Here is a 20,713-nt window from a genome sequence, read left to right as displayed (position 1 = left end):
ACAAACTCAACTATAGGCTAAAATAAATTCTTGCAAATAAGAATCTTCCTGAATATCCAAATTGTGATGTTCTTCGGGAATACACAAACTGATCCCCTGCAGTTCCTCCTGCTCTATTTTCATCTGGATATATATCTAACAAATTATTGGCTCCTATGGTGACATTAAGGTTTTCAAAAATCTTTGCAGAAACGGAAAGATCGGTTACGATTTTCCCTCCATAAACAGCATCATCACTAACCACAGTTCCTTCAACTCTTGGATCTCCATTAAAATCATCTGGGTCGGTTACTTCTCCAAAGAATACGTTTCTTAATAACACATTATATCTTCCGATAGACAATGCATTGGTAAGGCTTACCTTTGCTCTGGGTTGCGCCAACGTTAAAAAAGCTTCTTCCTGTGCATCAAAGAAGTTTCCTCCCTGACCCGCATTAGCAATTCTGGCAGGGACTCTAATCTCCTCTACTTCAGTTTCGGCAAAGGTTGCCGATAAATCATTTTTCAGTGTTGCATTTTCTCCAAAATTAGCTTTGTGAGAAACCACAACATCTATACCTTGAGATTTGGTATCAATTGCATTCACAAAGAAACGTGCGCTGGTAGCTCCTGCATCCTCAAATATCTGGGTAAGCTCTGCATCTCCTCCATTCCCGAAACTACCGCTATATACAATTCTATCGTCTATATTAATTAGATAGGCATCTGCAGTAATTGTAAAATTCTGGATTTTTGCCGTAAGTCCAATACTATAACTATCAGAGGTTTCTTCTTTCAATTTTGCAATCCCAATTAAAGTTGCTGCCCTACTATCATTAGTAAACGTACCTTGTTCGAAAGGTTGATTATCTACAAATACTGTACTGGTTCTACTAAAAAATTGCTGATGTAATGATGGCGCTCTAAATCCTGTACTATTGGCTCCTCTAACCGAAAAATTATTCGATATCTTGTATCGGGTGGCTAGTTTATAGTTAAACGTATCTCCAAAATCAGAGTAATTCTCATATCTTCCTGCTAAACTAACTAACCATTGCTTTGTAAAATCAACTTCGAGATCAATATAACCGGCAATACTATTTCTATATTTATCGGTTTCGTTATTCGGGTCATATCCTCTAAATACTTGTGAACCTCCACCAAGTACAGCTCCCGTAAAATTATTTCGAACTAATTGATTATCGGGAGTAGTACTGGTTACGGGGTTTCCGTTAATATCATAGCTGGTATATGAAGCTTCTTCTCCTGCTGTAATCGAGTAGTTTTCTACTTTGTACTCTGCTCCCATTGCCACATTAAATCCTTCAAAAACATCTTCATGAAACTTACTAATATCCAGGTTAGTCGTATTCTGCATAAAACTTAATGCCCCTGCATCAAAGGTTCTGGGTGTTGCAACGCCCAAAGTTCCATTACTAGAATTACCAACAGTGATGTCAAAAGTATTGATCCCATATGTATTCGAGAAATCTACACTCCAATCCTTAATTTTACCTTTAATTCCAAGAGCGATTGATTTGTCAACAATATCTGTTCCTATATTAGGTAAGAACCCATTGGGAAATGCTGGTGTATTAGCCCTACCATCTCCTTGTGCTGGTCTTCTGTAAAATCCAGATGCCAGCCCTTGTCGGTAGCTAATCCCACCAAAACTATAAATTTCGGCATCATCACTTAGAGGGATAGACATATTGGCAAAGAATTTTCCTTCTCTCAATTTAGCTGTACCTACTTTAAATCTAAAATCTGAACGTGTTAATCCACGAGCTGTCAATTCTGCCTCATCAACATCGATATCCAATAATCCTCTGAAGGTATCTACATCTGCAGGATTATTTACATCTAAAGCAGCAATCTGATCCTTTACACTCTGATCCAGATATGAGATTCCTTGAGCAGCAGTTTGATAATCTGCCAGTGTCATTTCTGATACATTTCCTCCTCCTGCAGCAAAAACACGTTCTGCACCATGAAATCCTTTAAAAATATCTCCTTGATAGTCACGATTACGTAATGCCGGTTCTCTGGTAGAAAGTGATCCTGTAAAATTGATAAATCCTCCATTTTCTCCTAATGCCAATCCGTAATTTGCTTCCAGTTTTACTTTCTCTCCATCACTGCCTCCATCAAACTGATTAGAGTTTTCACTAAAATTAGCTCCAGTGGTAAGGGTTAAATCTAATTTTCCGGTTGCTTTTTTCAGTACAATATTAATCACGCCAGCAATCGCATCAGAACCATATTGAGCTGCAGCTCCATCTCGTAAGACTTCAATTCTTTGAATAGCAGCAGTAGGTATTGCATTCATATCTGTACCTACACTACCCGCTCCTACTGTACCATTTACATTAACCAATGAAGTATTGTGCCTTCTTTTTCCGTTAATTAATACCAAAACCTGATCAGGTCCTAAACCACGTAAAGAAGCCGGATCGATATGATCTGTCCCATCAGAAACAGTTTGGGTTTGCGATGTAAACGAAGGGGCTGCATAATTTAAAATTTCATTAATCGTTGTTTGTGGTCCCTGGGTAGCCATCTGAGTGATATCAATAACATCAATTGGCACGGCAGTCTCTGTAGCAGTACGACTAGGGTTTCTGGATCCTACAAGAATTACATCATCTAATTGTGCCGCTGCATCTTTTAATACTATCTCTATAAAATCTTTAGCTGTTACATCTACTTCTGTAGTTTCAAAACCAATATAAGAAACAATCAATGTATTGTTTTCTCCTGATACATTAATTGCAAAATTACCGTCAAAATCTGTTTGGGCTCCGATCGTGGTTCCTTTTACCAATACATTTGCTCCTGGTAATGGATTTCCATTAGAATCTTTGACATTTCCCTTAATTTCGCGTTGTAGCTTTATCTGCTCATTGAGTACATGAGTTTTTTTCAGTATTACTTGTTTTCCGATAATAGAATATGAGATATCTGTATTGTCAAACAAAAGTTCAAGAACTTTATCCAGAGTTTCTTTATTAACCTGGATTGTAGCCCTTTGATTTAAATTTACCTCATCATTAATGTAAAAAAACTTATATGATGTTTGACTTTTAATTTCTTCGAGAACCTCTAATAACGGTGTTTCCTCGAAATCAAGTTCTATTTTGCCTTGTGAAAAGCCAGAAGTTGCCATCATTTGAAAGATGGAAAAACTAAACAGAACTAGTGTGAGTTTCATTTTTAATACAATTGATTGGCACGCTAGGTGTGAAAATAGCGCACGATTACCCATTTTTTTCATATTTTTGAAAAGTTTTGATTGTTAAGTACTCAGTTAAATAATAATCGAATCAGTAAGGGAAGTGTAGCAGCACTTCCTTTTTTTTTACGGATTGATTATAATGTCCTTACCTTTTATTTCATATGTAAATTTTAAAGTTTCTGAAAATGTTCTCAGGATTTCTTCGATATTCTCTACATCAAATTCTCCTGTAAAACGTGTATTGTTTAATCTTTTGTTATGACTTGTTATCGAGACATCATAGCTGCGTTCTATCCTTTTAAATGCATCTATAAAAGGTTCGTTTTGCAGTATAATCTTTTTATCCATCCACGAAGTATATAATGATGTATTTACCTTTTGTTTATGCATAACCATTTTATCCTTGCTAAAAATTGCCTGATCGTTAGGTACTAGCTGTAATGAGTTTGTATTCTCATTTTGATCATTAACAACTACAGCACCTTCTACCAAAGTTGTTTTCACTGTGGTATCTTCGGCATAAGACGATACATTAAACTGGGTTCCTAAAACTTCTACATCTATAGTTTCTGTTTTTACGATAAACGGTTGTGCTTTATTTTTGGTAACATCAAAAAAAGCTTCTCCTTTTAGATATACCATTCTGTTTTCTTTTGTAGATGTAAAATGTTGTGGAAATTTTAGACTACTAGCCGCATTTAACCATACTTTGGTTCCGTCGGATAATGTGAGTTGAAACAATTTTCCTTTGGGGATAGAGATTTCTATATATCTGGTTTCGGTTATCTCGCTCTCTGGCTGGACAATAAATTGATCCTGATCTTTTTTACCAATCAAATTACCTTTTGCATTTATAATATCTGCTTTATCATTAAAATCTGTATACGTGACTGTACCATCTGCCTGAACAATTTTAATTTTATCTACAGGCAAAGGATTAGCTTCGACAACACCAGAATTTGTTGTAACAGTAGAAACACTCTGCGTAGTATAATAATACCCCCCAAGAAGTACTCCTCCCAAAACCGCTGCATATTTTACTATCCTAGACCATGATTTTGGTTTAATTACTTTAGCTTCTTTTTTATCAATAGCATGTAAGAAACGATTATACGCAAAATTTGGATCTGCCGGCAGCTCTTCGTTTGTCACATACCAATTCTTTATTTCTTGCTTAAAAAGGATTTCATGTTCAGGGTCTTGGGTCAGCCATTGTTGCAATGCTTCTCTATCTGATGGCGAAATATCTCCTTCCAGGTATTTTTTAATTACTGTTAAATAATTATCCATTCTTCATTTTTTCTATTTAAAAGATGCAGAAAACCTATAAATCCCCTACTTTATTTTATTTTTTTTAATTTAGTCCGTGATTTTTATAATGAAAAAAGATAGTCAAAACATAGAAAAATTACTGATTCAGGGGCTTACAGACGGAAATCAAGACAGCTACAAAATAATATTTAATCAATATTATTCCTGGTTGTATAATTACGTTTATAAGCTTTCTAATAATTCGTCGTTATCCGAGGATCTGGTACAAAATGTTTTGCTTAGACTTTGGGAAAAAAAATCAACTTTACGAATTACTTCATCCTTAAAGAATTATCTTTTCAGAGCTTGTCATAATGAATTTCTAATGCATTTACGGCAACAAAAAAAAGAATACGATGCTTTAGATTCTCTAAGATGGGAAGCTATATTTGAGATGTATAACAGTGAAGAAGAAAATCAATTAGACTCTGATTGGTTAAAACTCGAAAAGGCTATCGAACAACTTCCTAAAAAATGCAGAGAAGTATTTAAACTCAGTCGTTTAGAGCAAAAAAAGCACAAGGAAATAGCTGATATTCTAGGCATTTCTACTAAAACTGTCGAAATTCACATTAGCAAGGCTTTACGTTTCTTAAAAACTAATGTTTCTATTTTTTTCTTTTAAACCTTCTTACCGCAGAACAGAAGTAACATTATGTAAGTAAGATTTACAATGAATTAAATACCACAAAACTATGGTAATATTATACTATTAGTTCCTAGTTATTATTAACACATTGCTAAAAATCGTTAGTTTTTTAACGATTAAAGGTACTATTTTAACAAATTTTGAAAAAAAAAGTGCTTTCTTTTGCTTAGTTTTGTTTAACAATTTACAAAAAAAAGTGAACAATATTAAACAAACATTCAGTATTAAAGATTTAGAGAATCTTTGTGGTGTAAAAGCACACACTATAAGAATATGGGAAAAAAGATATAATCTACTTTCTCCTGATCGTACTGATACCAACATAAGGACATACAATTTAAAAAACCTTCAAAAATTACTTAATGTTACTTATTTGGTAAACAGTGGGTACAAAATATCCAGAATTTCTAAATTAGATACAGAAGAAATTAATGAATATGTAAGAAGTATAGTATCTGACAATAGCGTTAAAAATCAAGCTATAAACTCCTTTAAAATTGCAATGTTAAATTATGATCTCGGATTATTTTTAGAGACATATTCTCAACTAGAAAGTAAAAGAAATTTTAAAGAAATTTTTGTTGATGTTTTTATTCCTTTATTAAAAGAAATAGGATTATTATGGCAGACAAATACCATTAGTCCTGCACATGAGCATTTTGTTTCTAATTTAATAAAGCAGAAGCTATTACTAAATATTGAAAAGCTTCAATATTCTAAACCTACCAAAACCGATAGGGCTTTTATTTTGTTTCTTCCAGAAAATGAAATACATGAATTAGGCTTGTTATATATTAATTACGAAATACTATTGCATGGATATAAGGCTATCTACCTGGGTCCAAGCATTCCTTTAGATAGTTTACCTAATATGCTTTCTTTTCATGATGATGTTGTGTTCATATCGTATTTTACTATTAGACCAGAAAAAGACAATATCAAAAAATACCTTGAAGATTTTAATACAATTGTATGCGCCAATAGAGTCAATGAGCTATGGATGTTAGGCAAACAAATCATGCATATTTCTAATCATACGGGGCACAACCATCGCTATTTTGAATCGATTAGCTCATTAATTTCTGAGCTTTAATTTTATAATTGTTTCAGTTATGTCTAAAAAGATAGTAATCATCGGTTCTGGGTTTTCATCGCTTTCTGCATCGTGCTATCTAGCTAAATCAGGATATGATGTAACTATTTTTGAAAAAAATGCAACGATTGGTGGTAGAGCCGGGCAATTAAAAAAAGAAGGGTTTACATTCGATACTGGTCCCTCCTGGTATTGGATGCCTGATGTATTTGAACGTTTTTTTAAGGATTTTGATAAGTCTGCCTCTGATTATTATACGATAGATAAATTACATCCTGCCTACAAAGTTTTTTTTAAGAATAATGAAAGTATTACGATTGGTGATTCTTTAGAAAAAATATACGAAACCTTTGAAACTGAAGAAAAAGGAAGTTCGGTTAAACTACAAAAATTCATCAAAACTGCACAGAATAATTATGAGATTGCAATTAAAGATTTGGTGTATCGGCCAGGAGTTTCTTTATTAGAACTTGTTACAAAAGAAACACTTTTAAAGGTAGGTCAATTTTTTAGTACCATTTCTAAAGAGATTCGTAAAGATTTTAAAAGTAAAAAGTTAGTCCAAATTCTAGAGTTCCCTGTATTATTCTTAGGTGCCAAACCCAGTGATACTCCAGCTTTTTATAGTTTTATGAACTATGCAGATTTTGGACTGGGAACCTGGCATCCCAGAGGTGGAATGTATAGTGTAATAGAAGGGATTGAAGAATTGGCCAGATCACTAGGTGTCACCATTCGTACCAATGCAACTGTCGAAAAAATAGTAACCGAAAACAATTGCGCTAAAGGTATTATTGTAAATGCCGAAAAAATAGATGCTGATATTGTATTATGCGGAGCAGATTATCATCACGGAGAAACATTATTAGCACCAGAGTATCGACAATATTCTGAAAAATATTGGGAGCGCAAAACTTTTGCTCCTTCTTCTCTCCTCTTCTACGTGGGATTTGATAAAAAATTACAAAATATTAACCATCATAATTTATTTTTTGATACCGATTTTGAACAACATACCAAAGATATTTATGACACTCCCAAATGGACTGAAGACCCTTTGTTTTATGCTAATTTCACTTCTTTAACAGATCCAAAATCTGCTCCCGAAGGTAAAGAAAATGGGTTTTTCCTTATCCCATTAGCTCCAGGAATAGAAGATACCAATGAACTAAGAGAGCGTTATTTTGATAAAATTATAGCTCGTTTTGAAGCACTTACAAATCAAAATGTTAGGAATAACATTATCTTTAAAGAGTCCTTTTGTATTAAAGACTTTATAAAGAAGTATAATTCCTACAAAGGAAATGCATACGGGATGGCCAATACACTTTTACAAACTGCTTTCCTTAGACCTAAATTAAAAAGTAAAAAAGTACAAGATCTATTTTTTACCGGGCAACTTACTGTTCCTGGTCCGGGTGTACCCCCATCTTTGATTTCGGGAAAACTGGTTGCAGGATTAATCCAGAATCATTACCAGTACGATAAAAAGTTAAAACACGGTATACCAACATAACAAACTTAATTAAACCATAAACTCTATTCTATGAAGTCTATTTTTGATACTGTATCGCAAAGTTGTAGCAAAATTGTTACGAATTCGTATAGTACATCATTTTCGCTTGCTTCAAAAATGTTATCAGGCTCTATACGACAGGATATATACAATATTTATGGTTTTGTGAGATTTGCAGATGAAATTGTAGATACATTTCATGAGTATGATAAAGAGAAATTATTTAATGATTTTGAAGAAGAAATGTACAAAGCAATCAAAAATAGGATTAGCTTAAATCCTATTCTTAATTCTTTTCAAAAGACGGTTCATCAATATAACATTAATCCAGAGCTATATGAAGCATTCATGAAAAGTATGCGACTAGATTTACATAAAACCAAATATTTAACAGATCAGGAATACAAAGATTATATTTATGGATCGGCAGATGTAGTTGGATTAATGTGTTTGAAAGTTTTTGTGAATGGAGATGCCGAAAAGTATGCTAATTTAAAGCAAAGCGCAATGCATTTGGGTTCTGCTTTTCAGAAGGTTAATTTTTTACGGGATCTAAAAGCAGATTTTGAAGATCTTAATAGAACCTATTTTCCGAATCTAAATTTAAACGAACTCGATGAAGATTCTAAGCTTAAAATTATTAAAGAAATAGAAGAGGATTTTAATAAAGCGTTACAAGGTATCCTAAAGCTTCCTGTTGAAGCAAAACTTGGGGTATATACTGCATTCGTTTATTATAAAAAATTATTAAATAAGCTTAAAAAAACCCCTTCTTTAGAAATAAAAAGCACACGTATACGAGTGTCTAATTATCAAAAATTTGGATTATTAGCAAAATCGTATTTCGACTATCGATTAAACTTAATTTAGCCGTATTTTTGTATAAAACCTATGTTGTGAAAATTTTTATCCAAATATTAGTTTTTCTTGCTGCCTTCTCTATTATGGAGTTTATGGCCTGGTTTACTCACAAATATGTAATGCATGGTTTTTTGTGGTCCTTACATAAGGATCATCATCATAAGGATCATGACAGTTGGTGGGAACGCAATGATTTATTCTTTGTATTCTATGCTATTGTTAGTATGTCTTGTATTTTATTTCACGACGCCCAAACATTTTGGGTAGGCAGAGCGATAGGCCTGGGTATTCTAGCTTATGGTATTGCTTATTTTGTTGTACATGATATTTTTATACATCAACGTTTCAAACTATTCAGAAATACGAAGAGTTGGTACGCCAAAGGAGTAAGAAGAGCTCATAAAATGCATCATAAAAATATAAAAAAAGAAAAAGGAGAATGTTTTGGTATGTTGGTGGTTCCTTTTAAATATTTTAAAAATTAGATTCTATTCGGCTAATAGATTATCGATAGTTTCTCTTACTTTGGTACTGTTCCAGTCTGCTGCACCAACTTTATCAATAATAATGTTTCCTTTTTTATCCAACAGGTAAGTTGCAGGTATTGTTTTACTCACAAAAGGTTTTGGGTGTTCTGATAATGATCTATAGATAGGATAACTATAGTTTTTATTCTTCATAAACTTATTTAATTCTGGATCATCGTCTGTAGTTACAAAGAGAAATACTACTTCATCTTTATAATCATTATATAATTTTTGCAAAGAAGGCATTTCTGCTATACAAGGAGGGCACCATGTAGCCCAATAATTAATTAAAACGACTTTATCTTTAGCTATATTAAAATTAGTAGATTCAGTATTTACTCCATGTAATTTCCAATCATATGATGCTACCTGTGCTCTTTCTTCTACTTTTACTATCCCCGGGCTGAAAGAGAAAATTCTGGTTAAAAATATCTGCATCATTCCCCTGGTATTAGGAATAAAAAATAATACCAATATGATTGCAAAAATCACATTGGAGATGTTCTTTTTATTAAACTTCATCTATCTAAATCTTTTGTTTATCAGAATTCATATCATGAACTCGTTTGATTTTTTCCTCTATTGTCACCAATATTTTGATTAGTAACAAATTCTTGAGTCACCTTACAAAGTTATATAAATTAATGGCACTACATCTAAGCTATGATACAGACTTTATTTTTAAAAAATACAGGCTTATCTTAAAATTAATAAAGCGCAATCTTTGATTGCGCTTTAAAACTAACAAAAAATAACAATGAACTATTATCTTGTTACACTTCCCGAAGGAAATGAAGCACTATTAAGCTCAAAGGTATAACTAGTAGGTGCGGTATCTGTACCTGCTGTACCCACCAAAGGTTTCAATAAAAATGGTGCTGCTGCATTGTCTGGAAATGGCTCTACAGAAATCACAACTGTTTTTCCTCTAACATCTAATGGAAATGTTACTCCGTCTGGAGCATTTCTAAAAAAGTCTTCTCCTGGTAATTGTGGTCCATTAGAAGCAGTCTCACTAAATCCGGTAAGATCTCCTGCATTATCATCTGCAGTATTATTCATCGTGAATGTTCCGGTAGAAAGTGGTACTCCATCTGCTACTACCCATCCTTCATATTTCCATCCTGCATCGAGAACTGGTAAAGTTAAATTCGCTGCTGGTGGCATCCCTGGAGTACCAAACCATACTCCAAATTGATCATTCCCGTTATTAGCAGTTCCTGAAGCCTCATCTGTTGGGGTTCTTAAGAAAAATCCTCCTGCCGAAGCTGAAAAATCTCCTTCTCCTACAGGTCCTAACCCTACTGTTGCTGTATTACCGGTTCCAAAATCGCCTTTTAATAGTTTTGTATCTGCTGGTGCTGGGTTTGGATCGGGGTTAGGCTCTATTGTTAATACAAAAGCTGCCGCTGCCTTAAGTGATTCTGTATTTACCATGAAAGAAGTACTAGATAATTCTCCTGCGCTATTTACAGAAAATGTTCCTGTAGAAACCGGAGCTTCATTAACGATAATCCATCCTTCATAAAGGTAATCGTTTCCTAAGTCTTCTAATCCACTAAGATTAAGGGTTATATTCGATTCTGTAGGTACATTACCAGAATCATCATCATTGTTACAGGAAGAAAAAATACATCCGATAACCAGAGTACCTATAATTGCTTTTTTAAACATCGCTTTTTTTTTATGATTATTAGATCATAAAATTAGCGACATTGAAGTTTTTAAAATGTTAGCCACCTAACATTAAGCAACATTTTTTAATCGAATCTCTTTTCTATTAAAATCTATGACGTTAGATTCCTTTAATTCGTTTAGGATAATATTTAGGGTTGGTCTCGATGTACCGATAAGGTGAGCTATGTCTTTTTGGGTATAAGGGTGTTCTATTACCATATCTCCTGTATATGGGCAACAGTGTCCGTAGTCTTCTTTAAGCTCATTTAAGAACTCTAATAATCTTGTTTTGGTATCTTTAAAGAGTAGTAACTGTAATCTTCTTTCTAAGCGTTTAAATCGCATACCTATAAATTTATAGATTCTAAGGCTAAAAGATTGATTCTCGCGCATGAGTCCGTGCATGGTTTCTACACCAATGGGACAAATAGAAGTTGTATTATCGACAGATTGCGCAAATTCTGTTCTTTTATTCTCTCCAAGAATTGCTTTTTCACCAAAAATCTCTCCTCGGGTAAGAATAGCTTTTATTACCTCGTATCCATCTTCTGCATAGTATCCAATTTTTACTTTTCCTTTTTCTATAAGATATACTTTGTTTGCAGAATCTTCTTCAAAATAAATGTAGTCGTTCTTTCGGTAAGCATCAAAATCGTGATCTTTTTTATACCTTTTAAACTTATGAGGGCATAATACCTTAAAGAGATCTGAATCCTCAAAAAACCAGATTGCACTCATGATGATTATGTTTTATGATGTTAGTTTATCTACTTATGTCGTAAAACACTCAAATCCCTTACATTATTGTATCAGAAACCCCTTAAAACATTAATTTTAAGGAGTTTTGCGAATTTTATGATATAAACTTGATTTATTGAGCAATTCTTTTACGAATCGTAGACAAATTATCTTCTATTAGTAATGCTCCATCTTTAAAAACAGTTTTTAACAATCCTTGATTTTCTTCGTGTTCAGAAACTTGATCTTTGTACACTATTTTTCCTTGTTCTTTATATAATTGAATACGTCCTTTTGCAGATTTTTTAGTACCATCATCTGTTATTGGGTCTTTAAATATTTCTCTTCCTTCGCCCTTCACTTCGACATATGTAGCTTTCATTGCAAATCCAAAAGTGTCTCGGGTATTGTATTGATATGTAAAACTTCCTATTCCCAGAACCACATTAGTAGAAGCAAAACCTTTAGCTTTTAACTTTTTACAAATCTGGGTTGCTCTTTCGATAGTAATACTATCTCCGTAGATAGCTCCAATCTTTGGATTCAACACTTTGTATCCCTGATCATTTACGGTTCCTCCAAATTCATCCCAAAGCAATTCTATAACACCTTTTGCAACTATTGGGTTCTTATGATCACAACCACAAATAATATCTACAGGATCGCCAGAATCTGGTCGAATAACAAGTTTGCCTTCTCTTTCGAGAATTTCATTTTTCAGCTTAGGTAAATATTCTGTTAACACTTTCCAAAGATCCCAGGTATCAGATACTACAGATAATATTCCTGTAGGATATGTTTCTAATAACCTTCTAAACGTTCCTATTTCATCATCCTTACTTCCTGCGCACATCACGCTATGTTCTGTAGCATTTACACTACCGATAACTAATTCTTTGGTAACATCTGCATTATAATATGTTTCAAAAGCTTTTGCCACAGGTAATGTATCGCTCCCCGAAAATGATAAGGCATGTCCCATACCGCTAAGAATTGAAGATTCTGTACCCGACATTCCTCGCATCGAGAAATCATGACCTTGCCAGGTGATAAACGCTATATTATCACGATCTGTTTCTAATGCAAAAGAGGATAAAATACTTTGATATTGTTTTGCAATAGTAGCAGAAGTACAAGGTTGCCAAATAATATTAGACAATAAAGTTTCTAGATAATTGGTGAGCCAGAAAAATTCTGGTTTGGTATTCATTACTGTAAACATTGGTACTCGAATAGGAACTTCTGTTCCTTCTGGTAAAGCTTTAATTTGAATAGGTAAATATCCTAAATCGTGTAATTCTTCGATATGTGTAATATCATAATCTATACCCAGATAATGATCTACATATTTTTTATATTCTGCAGTCACTTCTTCTTTGGGAAGATTGAAAAACTGTTCGTTGAATTGTTTGATTAAATATTCTTTAATAAAATACTGTAACCCAAAAAACACTACATTATCAATTCCTGCTATTCTACTTTTTCTAGGTGTCCAGTTAGAATACACAAAAGTAGTTCCGTTTGGATATTGCTCTTTATGTCCTAATTTATAACCGTCTGTTAATAGTAATGGATTCATCTTTATTTTATTTTGCGTTATTTATACGCAAATATAAATCATTTTTAATTATCTCCAAAGTTATTTGTGATTTTTCTATTCTATTTGTTTAACAAGATCTGCTAATTTACATAGTATAGGCAGTACAAAAATCAAGAATATTAAATCTAATGACTACACTGTTTTTAGTGATATTTACTACTAATTTCTTCCTTGTTCATTAGGATATAAGGACGGAAGCGAATCACTTTGCCAAAATTCTTTGGTATCGATATCTAGGATAGTAAGTTTTCCTTTGAAACCTGCTCCCGTATCCATGTTCCAGAGGTTATAGGCTTTTATAGGAGTATCCTTACCATATACAATAGTAGGGGTATGCCCGATATAAATCTCTGAATAATGACTAAATCGTTGTGGAGGGTCATCTCTCAAAGTTACCTCTCCCACTTCATCGGCTAGCATAGCCGATTCCCATAACGTTCGATCCCAATAATAATTAGAATCATACTCCTCATTACCGACTCCGTGCATAGATGTAAACCCTGCATGTACAAAAAGTCTACTTTCTTCATCCAGATAGTAATCTTGTAGTGTATTAAAAAACGCTTTATGAGTTTTTTTGGTAAGCAATCCTGACTGAACATAACTATTGATTGTCTCTTTTCCTCCATGCTCTAACCACACAGGATTAGTTGCTCCTTTTTCTAGCCATAACCCGCACCACAGGTCATGATTTCCTCGTATAAAAACACATGTATTAGACCTAGAAAGGTTTATAAGTTCTTGTATTACTGCAGCCGATTCGCTCCAGCCATCTACATAATCTCCCAAAAAAATCAGGGTATCTTCTGAAGTTACGTTTGCTCGGTCTAAAACCTGAAGCAAAGCCCTATGACCGCCATGTATATCTCCAATTACTAAGGTTCTCATGATCATATTATGATTTAAACTCAATATATTCTGGAGCTACTATATCGGTTAACCACACTTCATTATCCGATTGATAAAACTCTATTCCCCTAGTATACATTTCGCCCGATCTCACCGTTAGAATAATAGGTTTTCCTCTTCTTGATCCTACTTTTATGGCCGTTTCTCTTTCTTCACTAAGATGTACATGATGTCTGTTCATTTTTAGCAATCCTTTTTCTCTAATGGCCTCCATAAATTTGGCTACTGTACCGTGATACAAGAATTCTGGCGGTTGCTTTGGTTGATATTCTAAATCTACCTTGATCGAGTGGCCTTGATTCGCTCTAATCCTGGTATGATCTTCATTAAAAGCAAAGCGCTGTTTATCACAGGATGCTACAACTTCTTCTAATACATCCATATTTAATCCCGGTCGGTGTCTTTTTACTTTTTGTAGTAACTCCTGTACATCTGTCCAACCATTTTCATCGAGTTGTATCCCTACTTTATCAGGATTATGCCTTAGAATAAGGCTTAAAAATTTACTTATATGTTTATTGTTTGTTTTCATTTTTCATTCAAAATCATAGACATAAACGTCTAATTGTTTTTTTAAAAGTGTATTTGTAATAATAGGTTCAATCATTTCCCATCTTCCTCCTGCTAATCCACAACCAATTCTAGGCATATGTATACTTGCATTAAGTTGTTCCGCTTTAATTGCAATTTGTTCTAAACATTGTCTAACTGCTTCATAACGAATCGGAATTTCATTTTTCTTTATTTTTATTCCTTGTTGCCCTATCATATTACCTACATACAGTTTTTCCGAAACTTGAATTAGTTGAACTGCACCTAACTCAAAATCATTATTTGCTCGATCACGATACCACTTTCTGTACGCTTTCTCTGGTTCTGTCCATTTTTTGGATATTGCTAACACAAAACCTTTTCCCCAACCTCCTAAATCATTACAAATATGTACTATAATCTTAATTCCTTCTGCTTCTGGAACGGTTGCATCTCCTTTTATATATGTTATTGTTTTCATTTTAGCTTCAAATATGCATTCAATTTTTCATCCTTAAATACCAGTGGTCTCTCTGCCGGAGTGATCAGGTTTTCTAAATCTTTATTTTTGACAAATTCATATTGCTCACTAACAAAATCAGAAACATCTTCAATCTCCAAAATATCATCTTTTGCATAGCTTTTTATATACTTCTTTCTTAATCCAATCTGGATGGCTCGTCTTTCTAATTTCACTCCATATGGATCATGATCGGGATCCCATTGTAATCTCACGTTTGAGTTTGCAACATCCTTCTGCCAGGCTTCATACGACGCATATAGCTCTGGTTTAAACGATGAATACACCGCATTTTTAACATAGCTCTCAAAAGCTTCTTTTCTAATATGTATGGCTAATACTACTTCTTGTCCTTCTTTTGTTCCCCAACCATTTCTGTACATCATCCATAAAAAATTAGGTTTAATCCATGTCATTCGGTCTAAGCTAAAAGCTCCACCAAAAAATTGATGTTTTACGGCAAAATTTCCTATTTCAGGCCGGTAGGATTGGTATACTATTATTTTCTCATCATCATATTGTGCCATAATATGATACCCGCTTTGGGGCCATTCTTTCTGTTGTTCTTTATATTTTTTAAGTTGTAATTTCATTTTAATTTCTTCTTTACTTCATTAATCAGTTCTTCTAAGCTATTCACTTTTTGTACTCCGTACTGCTCACAGACAACATCTACATTTCCTTTTCTCCAAAATCCATCTGGGCAACATACTACCAATTTATTACTCCTTGCGTACAATCCTAATTCTAGTAATGTTATAGGTGATTTTGTCTTTTTATCAAAATACATAATGATCATATCTGCTTTTTCTAAAGCTTCTAACTCCCAAAGTACTTGCTCTTTAAAAACAGGGTTGTCAAGTTTTTGTTCCCAACTGGCATCCCAACTCGATCTTCTGGGGTTTAACAGTGTGACATTTTCTTCTGATAGTTTCTCTACCACCTTATCCTGCCATTTTTGGGCAACACCTGATTCAATGCTTCCTGCTAAAAAAACACTTAGGTCTTTATTCAATTCCGGAATAATTGGTGGTACTATTAGATTCATATTTTATTATTTATTGTCACAAAACAGATTCTTGTTTATTTTTAGATAACAGGAATTTGCACTACTTTTTCTTCATTTATATCTCTAAAGGAATTTGTTGTAAAAATGGTATCGAACGATTTTGTTAATTCTTCATACCCTTTACTAAAAATACCATGGCTGATAATCAAACTTAGTTTACCTGCATTCTTTTCTTTTAGTGCTGTTGCCAATCCCAGAAAGGTTCCTCCTCCATCACAAATATCATCAACAATCACACAATGTTTCCCTTCTAAATCATCTTCATATACTCTAAAACCAGACAAGGTTCCTGTTTTTACATCTCGTTTTTTAGAGCATTCGACCACTTCTACTCCGCCCAGATACTCAGATACTTTATAGATTTTTTTTAATGCTCCTCCATCGGGAGAAATTAGTACCACTTCTTCTTTTATGATATCTAAACATTGTTTGACAAATTCATAATTCTGAATCACATGTACACGATCTAATAACGCAGGAGTCACTTCTGAATGTGGATCAAAAATTGTTACCATATTATAGTTTTGTGCGTTAATACTATCTGCATATACTTTAACACTAAGTGATTCTCCTGCAACCATTACCCTATCTTGCCTAGCAGCAGGAAAATATGGAATAAATACATCAATCTGCTTTACATTCATTCTACGTAACGCATCGGTAGCAATCAACAACAATCCTAAATCATTAAACGAATTGATTCGTTGTGTAATCGTTACACTGTTCCCAATATTTTTATCTAAAATATTTATATGTGGTTCTCCTCCATTGAAAACAAATGATTTAAAATCAACAGATTTTTCAAAAGGTGTAAACGATGGGTCCAAATGTAAATACTTCATAATTGTGTTATTTTTACGCAAATTTATAACAGAAATATGGTACTACAAAATATTTTGCGTAAAAATTACATTATTTTGATAAAATATATCTTTCTGAAGATCAATAGTATTGAAACAGTGATACTATTATTTGATATCGAAGAGAAAACCTTCTTCTTTAAGTTTGAAGTATTGTTTTTTATTAAATTTAAATAGATTTGCCGGTCTGCCCCTTCCTTCCGAAATTTTTTCATCTAACTCTTCAAGGATTCCGAAACTCAGTATTTTTTTTCTAAAATTTCTACGGTCAATTACCTTTTGAAGAATAGTCATATATAACTTTTCGAGATCCGAAAACAAAAACTTATCAGCAAGTAGATCGAATCCCACGGGTTCGTATGTGAGTTTATTCTGCAATCTCTTTTTTGCAGTTTCCAAAATTTGAATGTGATCAAATGCCAAATCCGGAAGTTCGGTTACATCAAACCATGCAACATCTTTTGCATCGGTATCTGCTTTAATTGCATGATGTTCTGGTTTAACCAATGCGAAATAAGTAACACTTACTACCCTGTTTCTTGGATCTCTCCCGGGATTACCAAAAGAATACAATTGTTCTAAATAATCTATAGTTACATTGGTTTCTTCTTTAAGTTCTCTAACAACAGCTTGTTCTAAACTTTCGTTTTCCAAAACCAAACCTCCTGGTAAAGCCCAGGAATCTTTAAAAGGGTCTATATTTCTTTTTATCAACAAGACGTTAAGTGTCTTGTCTTTATATCCAAAGACTACAGCATCAACAGCAACTTTTATATTTTGGCGTACCATATACGCAAATTTACATATTTCTCTTATGGAATAAAAAAACTTATCAATTTATATTTAAGAGATGTAGAACTTCAATACCAACTTATTTCTTCAAATTAGCATTATGATAATATTCGCTATACCAATTGAATACAAAAAAGTAGTATTTTTATAGATAAGCTCATGTCCTGAGAGCTATACAAAGTTCGGGATTATTACACAAAAGATTATGAAAAATACACTTTTAAACCTAGGGAAAAAATTATCCAGAACAGAACAAAAACAAATTAATGGTGGTGGCAATCCATGTAATACTTACAATGGACCAATAATTGTTAGTTGCAGTCAATATGAAGCATTGCCAGATCATCATAAAAATTGTGTTATGGTTAGCGTAGACTGTTTTCCTCGTTAATTCATTTCAAATCCAAACAAAAAAACTCCCAAATATCATCTTTGGGAGTTTTTATATATTAATTGCTCTTTTATATTATTGTCTTAGGCATTCTGCTTTTTAATCAAGTTTAATGCAGAACCTTCTTTAAACCATTCTATTTGTGAATCATTATAGGTATGATTTAACATCGCAGTATCTTTAGATCCATCTGCATGAACAATTTCTAATGTTAATTGTTTTCCTGAGGCAAATTGATCAAGATCTGTAAAGTTAAAGGTATCATCTTCTTGTATCAAATCATAATCACTTTCATTAGCGAATGTTAAACCAAGCATCCCTTGTTTTTTAAGGTTGGTTTCGTGGATACGAGCGAATGATTTTACAATTACTGCACACACTCCTAGATGACGTGGCTCCATTGCTGCATGTTCTCGTGATGATCCTTCTCCGTAGTTATGATCCCCTACAACAATAGTAGGTACTCCTGCAGCTTTATAGGCTCTTGCAGTATCTGGCACACCTCCAAACTCTCCTGTTAATTGATTTTTAACAAAGTTTGTTTTTTTACCAAATGCATTTACAGCTCCAATCAAACAGTTATTAGAAATATTATCCAAATGACCTCTGTAACGTAACCATGGCCCTGCCATAGAAATATGATCTGTAGTACATTTACCAAATGCTTTTATTAGCAATTTAGCTCCATTAATTTCGCTACCTATTGGCACAAATGGTGTTAATAACTGTAATCTTTCTGAGGTTGGACTTACTTTAACCTCTACACCACTACCATCTTCAACTGGAGCTAAATATCCATTATCTTTTACTTCAAACCCTTTTGGTGGTAGTTCCCATCCTGTTGGCTCATCGAACATTACCTCTTCACCATTTTCATTAATTAACTTATCAGTTAATGGGTTAAAATCTAGTCGTCCCGAAACTGCAATAGCAGCAGTTAATTCTGGTGATGCAACAAAAGCATGTGTATTAGGATTACCATCTGCACGCTTAGCAAAGTTTCTATTAAAAGAGTGTACGATACTATTTTTTGGTGCATTTTTTGGATCGTTATATCTTGCCCATTGTCCAATACAAGGTCCACAAGCATTGGTAAATATTTTTGCATCTAGTTTTTCAAATATCCCAAGGATACCATCTCTATCTGCTGTATATCTTACTTGTTCAGAACCTGGATTGATTCCTAATTCTGCTTTCATTTTCAAACCTTTGTCCAACGCTTGTTGTGCGATCGAAGAAGCACGAGATAAATCTTCGTAAGAAGAGTTTGTACAAGATCCTATTAGTCCCCATTCTACTTGAATTGGCCAATCATTAGCTTTTGCTTTTTCTGTCATTGTACTACCAACTGCTGTTGATAAATCTGGTGTAAAAGGTCCGTTTAACAATGGTCCTAATTCAGATAAATTAATTTCGATTACCTGATCAAAATATTGTTCTGGATTTGCATATACCTCTGGGTCTGCTGTTAAGTGTTCTTTTACTTTGTTTGCTGCATCTGCTACATCTGCTCTTTCTGTCGCTCTTAAGTAACGCTCCATAGACTCATCATAACCAAAGGTAGATGTTGTTGCACCAATTTCGGCACCCATATTACAAATAGTCCCTTTTCCTGTACACGACATTGATGTCGCCCCAGGTCCAAAATATTCTACTATAGCACCAGTTCCTCCTTTTACAGTAAGAATTTCTGCTACTTTTAAAATTACGTCCTTAGGTGCTGTCCAACCAGATAACTTACCTGTTAATTTTACACCAATTAACTTAGGGAATTTTAATTCCCAGGCCATACCTGCCATAACATCTACTGCATCTGCTCCACCTACACCAATTGCAACCATTCCTAGACCACCTGCATTTACTGTATGAGAATCTGTTCCGATCATCATTCCACCTGGGAAAGCATAGTTTTCTAGTACTACCTGGTGAATAATACCTGCTCCTGGTTTCCAGAATCCAATTCCATATTTATCAGATACCGATTCTAAGAAGTTAAACACTTCACTACTAATATCATTAGCATTTTTTAAATCTTTTGCTGCACCCTCTTTTGCTTGGATCAAGTGATCACAATGCACTGTCGTTGGCACTGCTACTTTATTTTTACCAGCTTGCATAAATTGCAATAATGCCATTTGAGCTGTTGCATCCTGACAAGCGATACGATCTGGTGCAAAATCAACATAATCTTTACCTCTTGTAAACGCTTTTTTAGTTTTTACGTCCCACAAGTGTGAATACAAAATTTTCTCTGCCAAGGTTAAAGGTTTACCTGTAACTTCGCGTGCTGCATCAACACGGTCGGCTACCTGACTGTATACCTTTTTTATCATATCGATATCGAATGCCATCTCTAATTATTTTTTAGTATTGAAAAGTCTTGCGAAAATACGAATTTTAAAGGATTTTCTTAAATGAATACATTTAATCCCTTCTTTTTGCATTTTTAAAAAAA

Annotated in this window: 20 protein-coding genes; 6 read left to right on the top strand and 14 right to left on the bottom strand. The window is 33.7% G+C overall.

What is annotated here, in order from left to right; all coding sequences use genetic code 11:
* Positions 1 to 10 precede the first annotated feature (10 nt).
* Positions 11 to 3,190, bottom strand: coding sequence for a TonB-dependent receptor (locus NNH57_RS00830; RefSeq protein WP_159099271.1), 3,180 nt, complete (start codon positions 3,188 to 3,190; stop codon positions 11 to 13).
* A 147-nt stretch (positions 3,191 to 3,337) separates the two neighbouring features.
* Positions 3,338 to 4,504 (bottom strand): FecR domain-containing protein, encoded by a 1,167-nt coding sequence (locus NNH57_RS00825; RefSeq protein WP_074408072.1) that lies wholly within the window; start codon positions 4,502 to 4,504, stop codon positions 3,338 to 3,340.
* Positions 4,505 to 4,592: 88 nt separating this feature from the next.
* Between NNH57_RS00825 and NNH57_RS00820 the strand changes: the two genes are divergently transcribed.
* The 5 genes from NNH57_RS00820 to NNH57_RS00800 all read left to right on the top strand — a co-directional run bounded on the left by NNH57_RS00820 (position 4,593) and on the right by NNH57_RS00800 (position 9,129).
* The gene (locus NNH57_RS00820) at positions 4,593 to 5,150 is read left to right on the top strand and encodes an RNA polymerase sigma factor (protein ID WP_074408073.1); all 558 of its coding nucleotides are present in this window, start codon (positions 4,593 to 4,595) and stop codon (positions 5,148 to 5,150) included.
* Between the two features lie 220 nt (positions 5,151 to 5,370).
* Positions 5,371 to 6,267: a MerR family transcriptional regulator gene (locus tag NNH57_RS00815; RefSeq protein ID WP_074408572.1), complete on the top strand. Its 897-nt coding sequence runs from the start codon at positions 5,371 to 5,373 to the stop codon at positions 6,265 to 6,267.
* Positions 6,268 to 6,286: 19 nt separating this feature from the next.
* Entirely contained in the window at positions 6,287 to 7,783 is a 1,497-nt protein-coding gene (locus NNH57_RS00810; protein WP_108808489.1) for a phytoene desaturase family protein, read from the top strand.
* 30 nt (positions 7,784 to 7,813) lie between these two features.
* Positions 7,814 to 8,653, top strand: coding sequence for a phytoene/squalene synthase family protein (locus tag NNH57_RS00805; protein WP_074408075.1), 840 nt, complete (start codon positions 7,814 to 7,816; stop codon positions 8,651 to 8,653).
* A 26-nt stretch (positions 8,654 to 8,679) separates the two neighbouring features.
* The gene (locus NNH57_RS00800; protein WP_074408076.1) at positions 8,680 to 9,129 is read left to right on the top strand and encodes a sterol desaturase family protein; all 450 of its coding nucleotides are present in this window, start codon (positions 8,680 to 8,682) and stop codon (positions 9,127 to 9,129) included.
* Positions 9,130 to 9,132: 3 nt separating this feature from the next.
* Here the strand turns inward: NNH57_RS00800 and NNH57_RS00795 are convergent, their stop codons facing one another.
* The 11 genes from NNH57_RS00795 to NNH57_RS00745 form a co-directional block, all read right to left on the bottom strand.
* Positions 9,133 to 9,693, bottom strand: coding sequence for a TlpA family protein disulfide reductase (locus tag NNH57_RS00795; RefSeq protein WP_074408077.1), 561 nt, complete (start codon positions 9,691 to 9,693; stop codon positions 9,133 to 9,135).
* A 243-nt stretch (positions 9,694 to 9,936) separates the two neighbouring features.
* Positions 9,937 to 10,845: a hypothetical protein gene (locus NNH57_RS00790; RefSeq protein WP_074408078.1), complete on the bottom strand. Its 909-nt coding sequence runs from the start codon at positions 10,843 to 10,845 to the stop codon at positions 9,937 to 9,939.
* Between the two features lie 72 nt (positions 10,846 to 10,917).
* Positions 10,918 to 11,586, bottom strand: coding sequence for a Crp/Fnr family transcriptional regulator (locus NNH57_RS00785; RefSeq protein ID WP_024768743.1), 669 nt, complete (start codon positions 11,584 to 11,586; stop codon positions 10,918 to 10,920).
* Between the two features lie 133 nt (positions 11,587 to 11,719).
* On the bottom strand, positions 11,720 to 13,165 hold the full coding sequence (locus NNH57_RS00780; protein ID WP_074408079.1) for a nicotinate phosphoribosyltransferase: 1,446 nt from the start codon (positions 13,163 to 13,165) through the stop codon (positions 11,720 to 11,722).
* Positions 13,166 to 13,345: 180 nt separating this feature from the next.
* Positions 13,346 to 14,074 carry a metallophosphoesterase gene (locus NNH57_RS00775; RefSeq protein ID WP_074408573.1) on the bottom strand — a complete coding sequence of 243 codons (729 nt, stop codon included), beginning with the start codon at positions 14,072 to 14,074 and terminating at the stop codon, positions 13,346 to 13,348.
* Between the two features lie 7 nt (positions 14,075 to 14,081).
* Complete coding sequence (locus NNH57_RS00770) at positions 14,082 to 14,627, bottom strand: RNA 2'-phosphotransferase (protein ID WP_108808488.1); 546 nt, start codon at positions 14,625 to 14,627, stop codon at positions 14,082 to 14,084.
* A 3-nt stretch (positions 14,628 to 14,630) separates the two neighbouring features.
* Complete coding sequence (locus tag NNH57_RS00765; protein ID WP_074408081.1) at positions 14,631 to 15,107, bottom strand: macro domain-containing protein; 477 nt, start codon at positions 15,105 to 15,107, stop codon at positions 14,631 to 14,633.
* Positions 15,104 to 15,739 (bottom strand): DUF4291 domain-containing protein, encoded by a 636-nt coding sequence (locus tag NNH57_RS00760; RefSeq protein WP_108808487.1) that lies wholly within the window; start codon positions 15,737 to 15,739, stop codon positions 15,104 to 15,106. The genes NNH57_RS00765 and NNH57_RS00760 overlap by 4 nt, the downstream gene beginning before the upstream one ends.
* On the bottom strand, positions 15,736 to 16,194 hold the full coding sequence (locus NNH57_RS00755; RefSeq protein ID WP_074408083.1) for a nucleoside 2-deoxyribosyltransferase domain-containing protein: 459 nt from the start codon (positions 16,192 to 16,194) through the stop codon (positions 15,736 to 15,738). The genes NNH57_RS00760 and NNH57_RS00755 overlap by 4 nt, the downstream gene beginning before the upstream one ends.
* 41 nt (positions 16,195 to 16,235) lie before the next feature.
* Positions 16,236 to 17,057: a ribose-phosphate diphosphokinase gene (gene prs / locus NNH57_RS00750; protein WP_074408084.1), complete on the bottom strand. Its 822-nt coding sequence runs from the start codon at positions 17,055 to 17,057 to the stop codon at positions 16,236 to 16,238.
* A gap of 126 nt (positions 17,058 to 17,183) precedes the next feature.
* A complete protein-coding gene (locus NNH57_RS00745; RefSeq protein WP_025666072.1) occupies positions 17,184 to 17,864 on the bottom strand; it encodes an NUDIX hydrolase in 681 nt (226 codons plus the stop codon).
* Positions 17,865 to 18,072: 208 nt separating this feature from the next.
* Here NNH57_RS00745 and NNH57_RS00740 point away from each other — a divergent pair, with 208 nt between their 5' ends.
* Positions 18,073 to 18,258: a hypothetical protein gene (locus tag NNH57_RS00740; protein ID WP_132065802.1), complete on the top strand. Its 186-nt coding sequence runs from the start codon at positions 18,073 to 18,075 to the stop codon at positions 18,256 to 18,258.
* Between the two features lie 83 nt (positions 18,259 to 18,341).
* Here the strand turns inward: NNH57_RS00740 and NNH57_RS00735 are convergent, their stop codons facing one another.
* Positions 18,342 to 20,609 carry an aconitate hydratase gene (locus tag NNH57_RS00735; RefSeq protein WP_074408085.1) on the bottom strand — a complete coding sequence of 756 codons (2,268 nt, stop codon included), beginning with the start codon at positions 20,607 to 20,609 and terminating at the stop codon, positions 18,342 to 18,344.
* Positions 20,610 to 20,713 lie beyond the last annotated feature (104 nt).

Origin of the sequence: Aquimarina spinulae (assembly GCF_943373825.1) — a bacterium.
Taxonomy (GTDB): domain Bacteria; phylum Bacteroidota; class Bacteroidia; order Flavobacteriales; family Flavobacteriaceae; genus Aquimarina; species Aquimarina spinulae.
This window is presented reverse-complemented; position numbering and strand designations above follow the sequence as displayed.